Origin of the sequence: Nocardioides ureilyticus (genome assembly GCF_051280745.1) — a bacterium.
In the GTDB taxonomy this organism is placed as follows: domain Bacteria; phylum Actinomycetota; class Actinomycetes; order Propionibacteriales; family Nocardioidaceae; genus Nocardioides.
In genome coordinates this window covers 119242-131089 of sequence record NZ_JBNCOG010000008.1, presented here as the reverse complement: position 1 = coordinate 131089, position 11848 = coordinate 119242, and the positions used below count along the sequence as shown (strand labels likewise).

Sequence of the window (11848 nt, the reverse complement as noted above, 5' to 3'; positions counted from 1 at the left end):
CTCCGCGGCCGCCGCCCACCGCGGGACCTCGCTGGTCGAGATCTACCAGAACTGCCCCATCTTCAACGACGGCGCCTTCGACGCCATCAAGGGCCAAGGCGACTACAAGGAGTCCAAGGGCGAGGCGATCATCCCCCTCGTCCACGGCGAACAGATCCGCTTCGGCGCCCCCGACGAGAACGGCCTCGGCTCCAAGGCCGTCGTCCGTGACGCCGGCCCCGAAGGCACCGGCGGCGTCAAGGTCGTCACCGCTGCCGACGTCGACGACGCCGACATCCTCGTCCACGACGCCTACAACCCCGACCCGTCGACGGCCTTCGCCATCTCCCGGCTCACCGCGTCGGACTACCTCCACCAGGCACCCATCGGCATCTTCCGCCAGGTCGAGCGACCGACGTACGACGACCAGGCCCGTGCCCAGGTCGGCACGGCGCAGCAGCAGGCGCAGGAAGCCTCGCCCGGCGACGCCTCGGACCGGCTCGCTGCGCTCATCGGCTCGGGCGACACCTGGACCGTCGTCTGACCCTGCCTGGTCCGGCCTGAAGGTCGGCAGGCGGACCGAGGCTCCCCGACAGTGGTCGGAGGGCCTCGGTCCACTACCCTCGAGCGGTGTCGGACGCGCGTCGGGGGTTCTTCTTCGGCCTCGCGGCGTACTCGATCTGGGGCGGCTTCCCGCTCTACTTCCCGCTGCTGGAGCCGGCCGGGGCCGTCGAGGTCCTGGCGCACCGGATCCTGTGGTCGGCCCTCACCATGGGTGTGCTCGTGGTGGCGCTGGGCCGGGTCCCGCACGTGCGGGCGCTGCTGCGCTCCCGGCGCACCATGCTGCTGCTGGGCGCCGCCGCGGTGGCGATCAGCGTCAACTGGGGCACCTACATCTGGGGCGTCAACAACGGCCGGGTCGTCGAGGCTTCCCTGGGCTACTTCATCAACCCCCTGGTCACCGTGCTGGTGGGCGTGGTGGTCCTCGGGGAGCGGCTGCGTCGTACGCAGTGGGTCGCCGCCGCGGTGGCGGTCGCAGCGGTCGCGGTGCTCACCGTCGACTACGGGCACCCGCCCTGGGTCGCGCTCGTGCTCGCGGTCTCCTTCGCGATCTACGGGTTGACCAAGAAGACCGCGAACGTCGGCGCGGTGGAGAGCCTCGCCGTGGAGGCGACCCTCGTCGCACCGCTCGCCGCGGTGTACCTCGGCGTGCTCGTGGCCCAGGGCGCCTCCGGCTTCGGCCAGCACGGCCTCGGCCACGCGGTGCTGCTGGCCAGCAGCGGGATCGTGACCGCCGTGCCGCTCATCTGCTTCGGAGCGGCGGCCACCCGGATCCCGCTGGTCACGCTGGGTCTCCTGCAGTACCTCACACCGGTCCTGCAGTTCGCGCTGGGCGTCTTCTGGTTCGACGAGGAGATGTCGCCCCTGCGGTGGGCGGGCTTCGCGCTGGTCTGGGTGGCGCTGGTCATCTTCACCGTGGAGGCCAACAACCACCGTCGCCGGCAGCTGCGCCTCGTCGCCGCTGCCAGCGCTGCCTGACCGGCGTGCGCCCGCCGTTCACCTCTCGGCCACCGACCGCTCCCCCATGGCTTGCCGTCGCTCAACCCGTCGTACCTAGCGTCCGCGCCATGACGACCACCCCCGGCGCCACGCGCCCGCTCCTCCCTCTCCTCACCCCCCGCGGGCCGCACGGCTCGCGCAGCCACATGACCTGCCAGTTCCGTTGCGGCAACGCGTGCGACCAGCCGGTTCCCAACACCACCGAGCACGGCCACGTCCGCGACGAGATCGCCAAGGCCGTCGCCCGCCGCTCGGTGCTGCAGGGCGCGGCCGTCGGTGGCGGCGCGCTGGTCCTCGGCGGGCTGGCCGCGGCGCCGGCGGCGGCCGCTCCCCAGGGCCCGGCCGGCGAGTCCGTCGCCCGGTCGGCCCTCCGCGCCGACCTCGGCCGCACGGCGTTCCGGTCCGTGCCGCCGAACCGCCGCGACGCCCTGGTCCCCGCCGAGGGCTTCCGCTCCGACATCGTGGCCCGCTGGGGAGACCCGGTCGAGAAGGGCGCGCCCCGCTTCGACGTGCGCAACCAGACTCCCGAGGCCGCCGCGAAGCAGTTCGGCTACAACTGCGACTACGTCGGCGTGGTGCCGCTGCGCGGCAAGAAGGCGCTGCTCGTGGTCAACCACGAGTACACCGACCCGACCCTGATGTTCCCCGCCGACGTCTACGACGAGGACACCAAGAAGCGGATCGAGATCCTCAACCACGGCATGTCCGTGATGGAGATCAAGCGCGGCCGCACCCCCGGCTCCTGGCTGCCGGTGAACCCGGCGAACACCCGGCACAACCGCCGGATCAGCGCCAAGACGACGTTCGTGGTGACCGGGCCGGCCGCCGGTGACGACCGGCTCAAGACCTCCGCCGACCCGACCGGCAAGCGGGTCCTCGGCACCCTGAACAACTGCGCCGGCGGCACGACCCCCTGGGGCACCATCCTCTCCGGCGAGGAGAACTTCAACCAGTACTTCGACAAGCCGGAGGGCGGCGAGCTCGACCCCCGCTACACCGACTCCTACAAGCGGATCGGCATCAGCGGGAGCGGCCGCGGCTGGTCCTCGGTCGACCCGCGCTTCGACCTCACCGCCGAGCCGCACGAGCCGTTCCGGTTCGGCTGGGTCGTCGAGCTCGACCCGACCGACCCGGGCTCGACCCCGCGCAAGCACTCGATGCTGGGCCGCTTCAAGCACGAGGGCGCCAACGTCGCCATCGCCAAGAACGGCCGTGCCGTGGCGTACATGGGCGACGACGAGCGGGGCGACTACCTCTACAAGTTCGTCTCGCGCGACAAGTTCGACCCGGCGTCGTCCGCCAAGGCCCGCCGCCACAACATGACGCTGCTGACCCGCGGCACCCTCTACGTCGCCAAGCTGGAGGGCGACGGCACGGAGGACGGCCGCTACGACGGCACCGGCCGGTGGATCGCGCTCACCAGCGACACCCGGTCGTTCGTCCCCGGCATGAGCGTCGCCGACGTCCTCATCGACACCCGTCTGGCCGCCGACAAGGTCGCGCCGACCCGGATGGACCGCCCCGAGGACGTCGAGCCGAACCCGGTCAACGGCAAGGTCTACGTGGCGCTCACCAACAACTCCAACCGCGGCAGCGAGGCCATGCCGGTCGACGAGGCCAACCCCGTCGGCTCCTCGATGGTGCGCCCCTCGCTCGGTGCACCGCTCGAGGAGAAGTCGGGCAACCGCAACGGCTACGTGCTGGAGCTGACGCCCGCCGACGGCAACCACGCCTCGGCGACGTTCACCTGGGACCTCATGCTGGTCTGCGGCGACCCGGCCGCGCAGGAGACCTACTTCGCCGGCTACGACAAGTCCCAGGTCAGCCCGATCAGCTGCCCCGACAACGTCGCCTTCGACAGCGAGGGGAACCTGTGGATCTCCACCGACGGCAACTCGCTCGGCTCCAACGACGGCATCTTCCGGGTGCCGGTCAAGGGCCCCGAGCGCGGCCGCGTGCAGCAGTTCGTCACCGTGCCCCGCGGCGCGGAGGCGTGTGGCCCGCTGCTCGCCGACAAGGACCGCTCGCTGTTCGTCGCGGTCCAGCACCCCGGTGAGGTCGACGGCGCGACCTTCGAGGAGCCGGCCAGCACCTGGCCGCACACCGACGACTTCCCGCGCCCGTCGGTCGCGGTGGTCTACCGGAAGCGCTGACCGCTTCTCCCCTTCCACGCCGAGCCGGCGTCGCCCTGTCGGGGCGGCGCCGGTTCGGGGTTCCGGGGCGCTGCTCGAGGTACCGGCCGCGGCACTGAGCCACCGTTGCGGGCGAGACCCCGCTGACGCCCGGCACCGCGGTTGACCTTCGAGTTGGTCGAGGGCGGACGATGCTCTGGTGGCTGACCCGGAGCTCATGTCGATCGGCGCGTTCGCCAAGGTCGTCGGACTGACGACCAGCGCGCTGCGGTTCTACGACGATGCCGGCCTGCTGCGCCCCGAGCACGTCGACCCGCTGACGGGGTACCGGTTCTACAGCGAGTCACAGTTCGTGCGTGCCTCACAGCTGCGTCAGTTGCGCAGGATCGGGATGCCGCTGCCCACGATCGGCCGGTTCTTCGCCGCCAGCCCAGCGGGGGCCGCGCGGCTCATCGATGATCAGGTGGCCGAGGTCGCGGCCGAGGCCAGGGGGATCCAGCAGGCCGCCGCGACCCTCAAGGCGTCACTCGGTGCGGACGCCCGCCACATCGTCTGCGTGCTGCCGGGTCCGGTCCTCGCGGCGGCTGTCGACCAGGTGCTGGCCACCACCGTCCACGACCCCGAGATGCCGGTCCTGGCCGGTGTTCGCCTGCAAGCCGACTCCGGCGCGATCTCGCTGACCGCGACCGATCGCTATCGCCTCGCCACGCGGACGCTGGTACCCAGCCAGCCGCCCGTCGCGCCTTGGGCAGGGACGCTGGCCGGGGACGACCTCCACGCCACGATCTCGCGGGTCCGGCGAAGCGCCGTCGTGACCCTGGAAGCCGGCCAGCGGACCTTGGCCTTCCGCACGGCGGGCGACACCGTCGCCCACTGCCGCCTGTTGACCGGGGTCTTCCCCGATCACGGGCTTCTGTTCCGGTCACTCCCTGCGCCGACGCATCGCGTCACGATCGAGACGCAGCAGGCCCTCAGAGCGCTGGAGCAAGCACCGGAGAAGATCGGCCTGCGGGTCGCAGACGGGCACCCGAGTCTCCTGCTGCCCGACGCCGTCGTGCCTCTCAACGGCACCGCCACCGGTCCCGATCTAGCGCTCTGGTTCGAGCTGGCCACGTTGTACCCCACCTTGAGTCACACCCTCGGCAACGACCTGATGCTCGACCTCCGTGGGACGGACCAGCCAGCCACGGTCCGGTCAGCCGACGACGGCGACCTCACCACGCTCGTCATGCCGTGCCGAACCGATCCGTCCTGACGGCCCGGTTCGGTGGTCGAGCCTGTCGAGACCACACATGCCCACCGAAGACGACGAGGACTGAACCGATCTCATGACCGAACCTGCCGCGACGCCCGATCCGACGATGGAGGCGATCAGCAACGCCGTGCTCCTCGGACACAGGGGCAACCCCGAGTCGGCTCGGCGGGACCTGCGTGCGATCTGGCAACAGATCGGGGTCAGGGGTGACCCGTTCCACCGCTGCACGCTCGCTCACTACCTGGCGGACCTCTACGAGGACCCCGCAGAGGCCCTCGTCTGGGACGTCCGCGCCCTCGATGCCGCCGATGCCCTCACCGATGAACGCGCCCGGCGACACCACGCCAGCCTCCACGTGGCCGGGTTCTACCCGAGCCTCTACCTCAACCTCGCCGACGACCTCCGTCGCCTGGGCGCGTTCGAATCAGCCGCTGAGCACATCAGCCGCGCCGAGCAGCACACCTCTGCCCTGTCCGACAATGCCTACGGCAACACCATCCGCACGACCATCAGCGAGGTCCACGAGGCCATCGACAACCGCGATACCGCTCGCCGAGCGTCCGCACCCGGCGCGGCCCGATGACGCCCTAGGACTCGACCCCCATGCCCTGTGAACCAGCGTTGACGCCGCCCGGCCAGCCAAGTAGAATCGAACACATGTTCGATTCTACGGTCACTCCCGGAACCGGGATGTTGCGCGCCTCGAGCATCGCCGCGGTCAAGGAGCAGCTCAGTGCCGCGTTGGAGGCGGCGTCGGGTCTCGACGACGCGGGTCGGGTGGAGTCGATCGGGGCGTTGGAGGAGCTGGTGCGGGTCGCGACCGCTGCGCAGGCGGCGTTGACCCGGGAGCTGGACGCCTCCCAGCGCGCGGTGCAGGCCGACGCCGGCCTGGCTGCCGAGCACCGTGGCCGCGGGGTGGCGTTGCAGGTCGCGCTCGCGCGTCGGGAGTCCCACCGCCGCGGCCGCCGCCACCTCGGGCTGGCGAAGGTCATCGCCACCGAGATGCCGCACACCTGGTCCGCGTGGCGGGCCGGGCGAGTCACGGAGCACGGGGTGACGCTGGCGGTCCGCGAGACCGCCTGCCTGGAGCTGGAGGACCGGCTCGAGGTCGACCGGCTCCTGGCCGGCACCCCCGACGCCCTGGAGTCCCTGGCCACGATGGGTGAGCGGGAGGTCGCGGGGTTCTGCGCCAAGCACGCCGCCCGCCTCGACCCCGCCTCCGTCGTCGCCCGGCGCCGCAAGGCCGAGGAAGACCGCTGTGTCACCCTGCGCCCCGCACCGGACACGATGACCTACCTGACCGCCCTGCTCCCGGTGAAGGACGGCGTCGCCGCCTACGCCGCGCTGACCAAGGCCGCTGATGCCGCCCGGGCCGATGGCACCGACGAGCGCACCAAGGGCCAGGTCATGACCGACACCCTGGTCTCCGCGATCCTCGGTGGCCACGAAGCCACCCGAGGGGCGAAGGTCGAGCTCGGCCTCGTGATGAGCGACCACACCGCCTTCGGGACCAGCGACGACCCCACCCACCTCGACGGCTACGGACCCATCCCCGCCGAGCTCGCCCGCGAGATCCTCGCCGGCGCCCTCACCGCCGACGAGGAAGTATGGGTGCGGAGGTTGTACACCAGCCCCACCACCGGCGAGCTCGTCGCCATGGAGGCGTCTACCCGCCGCTTCCCCGCCGGGCTCGCCCGGTTCATCCGCCTGCGCGACCAGGTCTGCCGCACCCCCTGGTGCACCGCACCCATCCGCCACAGCGACCACGCCGACGCCGTCATCGACGGCGGCCCCACCACCGGCGAGAACGGCCAAGGCCTCTGCGAAGCCTGCAACTACGCGAAACAGGCACCGGGCTGGCGGGCCAGACCCTCACCAGACGGCACCATCGAGACCCTCACTCCCACCGGCCACCGGCACCACACCCGACCACCAGCCCTGGTCACCATCCACGACCGGCCACCGATCAGGATCGACTACATCCCCGCCGCCTGAGGCCGGCTGCACCGGCGGACAACTCGGATCGGTGACATCGACCTGACGCTGAGCGGTCCGTAGGGAGCGCCACTAGCTCAGCGTGGCGAACCACGCGTTCGCCCGACGGCCGGCGAGGACGGCGCGCTCCCACGCCACGCCCGCCGCCAGGAGCGCGGCTCCGGTGGCGCCGAGGGTGATCCAGCCGGGCACGTAAGCGATCAGCGGCCCGCCCTGGGTGACGGCGATGACCAGCAGGACGACGGCCGACGTGGCCACGGGAGCCTTCCACTTGAAGGTCAGCCCGACCAGAAGCGTCCCCGCGGCGACCGCGCTCACCGCGGCCAGGCGCAGGGCGTCGCCGCCCCCGACGGCGACCAGCAAGGTGGGACCGAACGCCGCCGACAGGGCCGGCCCCATGGTCAGCACGGTCGCGGCCCCGCGGTCCCGCCGCCAGTGCACCAGCCCGATGGCCGTCAGCAGCACCACCAGTGGCGCGGTGTACGCCTCCACCACTGCGACGTCGGCCTCGAGGAGGAAGAGCCCGGTGCCCGCGGAGACGGTCAACGACCCCAGGTAGGCGAACGCCAGGCGACCGGGCGCCCCGGCGTACCCGAGCGTCAGCACGCCGATCGAGACCAGCACCGTGGCAGTCGTCTGGACCGAGGTGCCGAGCGAGGCAGCGACGGCGGTGGCCGCGTACGCCGCACCGAAGCCCAGCGCCGAGAGGTCCACCACCCGCCAGAACACGGGCTCGCCACCGGGGCGGGTCGCCCGCCGGACGGCGTCACCACCGATCACCACCTGCGCGGCGAACACCGCCAGCGCGACCGAGGTCCACGCCCGCTCGCCGGCCGTCTCCAGCACGATGAGCAGGGCCGCCGCCGTGGCGGTCTGGGCCACCGGGACCCACCCCGCGGCGCGGTGCCGCCAGACGCCGACCAGCGTCGAGCCGGCCCACGCGACCGCGGGCACCGCGACGAGGAGCACCGGCGCGTCGACCGCCCCCACCCAGGCCGCGAGCACGAGGGCGGGCTGGGCGAGGTGCGCGGCGTACGCGAGCGCGGTGGTCCACGCCCGGCCCACCGGCGTCCTCCCGGCCACGCGGCCGAGGTGGTGAGCGACGACGAACGCCGCGACGGCGACCGCGACGGCAACCAGCACGCCGTACGGCAGGTCGCCCAGCGGGACGGGGACGAGCGGCAGCGCGAGGCCGACGGCCAGGTACGGCAGCTGCGGTCGGGCCTCCGCGACCCTGCGACCCACGCGGGTGCCGATCCGGGTGGTCAGGACGGCGACGGCGGCCGGGACCAGCGCCAGCATGGCCCAGGCGGCGTACCGCTGCGCGACCGAGCCAGCGCCGTCGTACGCCGTGGCGAGGCCGAGCGCCAGGAACCCGAGCGTCGCGAGCGTCGTGGAGACCGCCAGCACGACCGCGGACGCGGGCACGTGGTGGACGGGGACGACCGACCTGGACCGGTCGAACCGGAGGGCTGCGGCGGCGCAGGTCGCGCCGACCAGCGCAGTCACGCCGAGGCTCCCGACGGCCGCGGCGCCCTGCGGCTCGACCACGCTCAGCACCAGCCACGGGGGCAGCGCGAGCATGGCGGCCGCGGCCGGCCGGTAGGTCAGCACCGCCCGCAGCGCCCTGCCGTCGCGCTCGCGAGGCACCAGCCGGTCCCACCCGAGCAGCAGCACTCCGGCGAGCACGGAGGCGCCCAGCCAGTACCGGTCAGCGGCGAACCGGTCGAGCCCGCCGAGCCCGAGGGAGTGCGCGGCGGAGAGGTCGATAAGGAGCAGGCCGGTGGCGAGCACCGCCCCGGTCTCCGCAGCGGCGTGCAGGCCCCGCCTGGTGGCCACCACGGAGCCCGCGACGGCGAGCCCGGTCAGGGCCGCCATGATCAGCGCCTGCCCGACGATGCCCACGACGACCCAGACGACCCACAGGAAGAAGGACGAGGCCGACAGCAGCATCACCGCCCCCAGCCCGAGCAGGAGCTGCTGGCCGGACGGCCCCCTGGTCGCCCGGGGCCGGTCCTGCCCGCCGGCGACCGGGAGGGCCGGCAGCGCCGCGGGCACCGATGAGGGCTGGAGCAGCTCCTGGACCAGCGTGGACGCCTCCTGCCGGAGGGTGACGATCTGCTGGTTCACGTACCAGAGCCGAGCGGCCTGCGGACCGGTGAGCCGGATGCCGCAGTCCGGGCAGGCCGGGGTGCCCGGTTCGAGCACCGTGCTGCAGTGGGGGCAGGGAAACGACGACATGCCACGAGGGTGGCCGACAGCGGGGCGCCCCCGCATGAGTTCGGCTACTCAACTGCGCGGCGGCGAAGGCTCAGGCGGACCGGACCGCCACGACGTCGGCGAAGGCCTCGAGCGCGCCTCGGACCGGCCCCTCGGGCAGCACGCGCAGCAGCGCCTTGGCCTCGGCGGCGCGCGCCACGACGTAGGCCCGGGCCTCGTCGAGCGCCGGGTGGCGCCGCAGCAGGCCGAGGGCCTCGGCGTGCAGCGCGTCGTCGGAGAGGTCGGAGTCGAGCAGCTCGAGCAGCCGCGCGTCGGCGGGGTCGGTGGACGCCCGCGCCATCAGCACCGGCAGCGTGGGCACGCCCTCGCGCAGGTCCGTGCCGGGCGTCTTCCCCGACTCCACCGACTCCGAGGCGATGTCGAGGATGTCGTCGGAGAGCTGGAACGCCGACCCGACGATCTCGCCGTACGCCGTGAGGGCCTCCTCGACCTCGGCTGGTGCGCCGCTGAACCGCGCTCCGTACCGCGCCGAGGTGGCGATGAGGGAGCCGGTCTTGCCGGCGACGACCTCGAGGTAGTGCGCCAGCGGGTCCTCGCCCTCGCCCGGCGCCACGCCCTCCATGATCTGTCCCTCGACCAGGCGGCTGAAGGTCTCCGCCTGGATCCGAACCGCCTCGGCACCGAGCCGGGCGGTGAGCTCGGAGGACTTCGCGAAGAGGAAGTCACCGGTCAGGATCGCCACGTGGTTGTCCCACCGGGCGTTGGCGGAGTCCGCGCCCCGACGCAGCGCCGCCTCGTCGAGCACGTCGTCGTGGTACAGCGACCCGACGTGGGTGATCTCGACGACGCAGGCGGCGGTCAGCACCTCCTCCGCCGTCGGCCTCGGACCGGCCTCGGCGGCCAGCAGGACCAGCAGCGGGCGGAACCGTTTCCCGCCCGCGTCCAGCAGGTGGCTGGCAGCCTCGGTCACGTAGGGGAAGCGGCTCTCCACGTGGGCGTAGAGCGCCTCCTCGACCTCGACCATCCGGGCGCGCAGGCGCGCCTCGAGGGCCGGGTCGGTGACCGGCAGGGCCAGACCCGAGGACGACGGGCCCGCCGTCGAAGGGGAGCTCACCGGATGAAGTCTCCCGCACGGGTCGCGAGGTCGAGCACCGGCCCCGGCACGACGCCGAGGACGACCGTCGCCACGACGCCCGCCGCGATGGTGGCGGACGTGAGCAGCGAGGGAGTCACCACGGCCGCGGTGTCCTCACCGACCTGCGGCTCGGCGAAGAACATGATCCGGATGTAGCGGATGTAGAAGAAGATCGCGATGACGCTCGAGGCGATCGCCGTCAGCACCACCGGCCACGCCCCCGCGGAGAGGGCGACGGTGAAGACCGCCCACTTGCCGACGAAGCCGGCCGTGAGCGGGATGCCCGCCATCGAGAGCAGGTAGAGCCCGAAGGCCGCCGCGAGCCAGGGCGAGCGGCGCCCCAGCCCGGCCCACCGGTCGAAGCGGGTCGCCTCGCCGTTGGAGTCCCGGACGAGGGTGACCACCGCGAACGCGCCGAGCGAGGCCACGCCGTACGCCACGAGGTAGAACAGCACGGCGGTCAGCGACGTCACCTGGCCCTCGGCCAGCTCGCCGGCGCCCTGCACGCCGAGCACGCCGGTCAGCAGGAAGCCGGTGTGGGCGACCGCGGAGTAGGCGAGCATCCGCTTCACGTCGTTCTGCGCGACGGCGACGATCGCGCCCACCAGCATCGTGAGGATCGCGATGACCCACATCATCGGCTGCCACGACCACCGGTCGGCCCCGAAGGCGACGTAGAACAGGCGCAGCAGCGCACCGAAGGCGGCCACCTTGGTGGCGGCCGACATGAACGCCGTGACGGCGGTCGGCGCGCCCTGGTAGACGTCGGGCGTCCAGCCCTGGAACGGCACGGCACCGACCTTGAACAGCAGCCCCACGGCGAGCATGCCCATGCCCACCAGCAGCAGGCCGCGGTTCTCGGTGTCGTTGCGGATCGCCTCCGCGATCGCGGAGAGCTGCATGGAGCCGGAGAAGCCGTAGACCAGCGCGACGCCGTAGAGGAAGAACCCGGAGGAGAAGGCGCCGAGCAGGAAGTACTTGAGCGCGGCCTCCTGGCTCAGCAGGCGACGGCGACGCGCCAGGCCGCAGAGCAGGTAGAGCGGCAGCGAGAGCACCTCGAGGGCGACGAACATCGTGAGCAGGTCGTTCGACGCCGGGAAGAGCAGCATGCCGCCGATCGCGAAGAGCAGCAGCGGGAAGACCTCGGTGTGGTCCAGGCCCCTGGTCGAGGCCTCGCGCTCGGCCTCCGTGCCCGGCAGCGCCGCCGCCTGGCCGGCGAAGGCAGAGACCCCGCCCTCGAGACGGCGCTCGGCGAAGAGCGCCACCCCGCCGAGCCCGAGCAGCAGGATCAGGCCCCAGAGGAAGACGGTCGGACCGTCCACCGCGATGGTGCCCTCGACGGCGAGCAGCCCGCGGGCGGCGCCGTCGGCGACGACGGCGAGGTCGGTCGCCACCCAGATGGTGGTGGCCAGGGCGGCCAGCAGGACCACGGCGGTGAGGACCACCTGGACGACGTGGCGCCGGCCCCGCGGGAGGAACGCCTCGACGAGGACGCCCAGGCAGGCGCCGCCGAGCACGATCAGCAACGGCGCCAGCTCGGCGTACTCGATGGTCGGCTTGACGAACTCCATG

8 protein-coding genes and 1 pseudogene are annotated in these 11848 nt (G+C 72.7%); 6 read left to right on the top strand and 3 right to left on the bottom strand.

Annotated elements, in window-relative coordinates:
* The 6 genes and pseudogenes from ACSMHG_RS06700 to ACSMHG_RS06675 form a co-directional block, all read left to right on the top strand.
* Positions 1 to 523 (top strand): annotated as a pseudogene (locus ACSMHG_RS06700) (2-oxoacid:ferredoxin oxidoreductase subunit beta); the annotation flags it as partial.
* An 86-nt stretch (positions 524 to 609) separates the two neighbouring features.
* Complete coding sequence (gene rarD, locus ACSMHG_RS06695; protein ID WP_435742953.1) at positions 610 to 1518, top strand: EamA family transporter RarD; 909 nt, start codon at positions 610 to 612, stop codon at positions 1516 to 1518.
* 89 nt (positions 1519 to 1607) lie between these two features.
* Positions 1608 to 3692, top strand: a complete 2085-nt coding sequence (locus ACSMHG_RS06690; RefSeq protein ID WP_435742950.1) for a PhoX family protein — start codon at positions 1608 to 1610, stop codon at positions 3690 to 3692.
* 178 nt (positions 3693 to 3870) lie between these two features.
* Complete coding sequence (locus ACSMHG_RS06685) at positions 3871 to 4926, top strand: DNA polymerase III subunit beta family protein (RefSeq protein ID WP_435742947.1); 1056 nt, start codon at positions 3871 to 3873, stop codon at positions 4924 to 4926.
* Between the two features lie 73 nt (positions 4927 to 4999).
* Positions 5000 to 5509: a hypothetical protein gene (locus tag ACSMHG_RS06680; RefSeq protein ID WP_435742945.1), complete on the top strand. Its 510-nt coding sequence runs from the start codon at positions 5000 to 5002 to the stop codon at positions 5507 to 5509.
* 74 nt (positions 5510 to 5583) lie between these two features.
* Positions 5584 to 6921 (top strand): HNH endonuclease, encoded by a 1338-nt coding sequence (locus ACSMHG_RS06675; protein ID WP_435742943.1) that lies wholly within the window; start codon positions 5584 to 5586, stop codon positions 6919 to 6921.
* Between the two features lie 72 nt (positions 6922 to 6993).
* Here ACSMHG_RS06675 and ACSMHG_RS06670 read toward each other — a convergent pair whose 3' ends face one another.
* From ACSMHG_RS06670 to nuoN, 3 genes are all read right to left on the bottom strand, one after another.
* Positions 6994 to 9162: an SCO7613 C-terminal domain-containing membrane protein gene (locus ACSMHG_RS06670; RefSeq protein WP_435742941.1), complete on the bottom strand. Its 2169-nt coding sequence runs from the start codon at positions 9160 to 9162 to the stop codon at positions 6994 to 6996.
* Between the two features lie 70 nt (positions 9163 to 9232).
* Entirely contained in the window at positions 9233 to 10255 is a 1023-nt protein-coding gene (locus tag ACSMHG_RS06665) for a polyprenyl synthetase family protein (RefSeq protein ID WP_435742939.1), read from the bottom strand.
* Complete coding sequence (gene nuoN, locus ACSMHG_RS06660) at positions 10252 to 11847, bottom strand: NADH-quinone oxidoreductase subunit NuoN (RefSeq protein ID WP_435742937.1); 1596 nt, start codon at positions 11845 to 11847, stop codon at positions 10252 to 10254. The genes ACSMHG_RS06665 and nuoN overlap by 4 nt, the downstream gene beginning before the upstream one ends.
* Between the last annotated feature and the right edge of the window lies 1 nt (position 11848).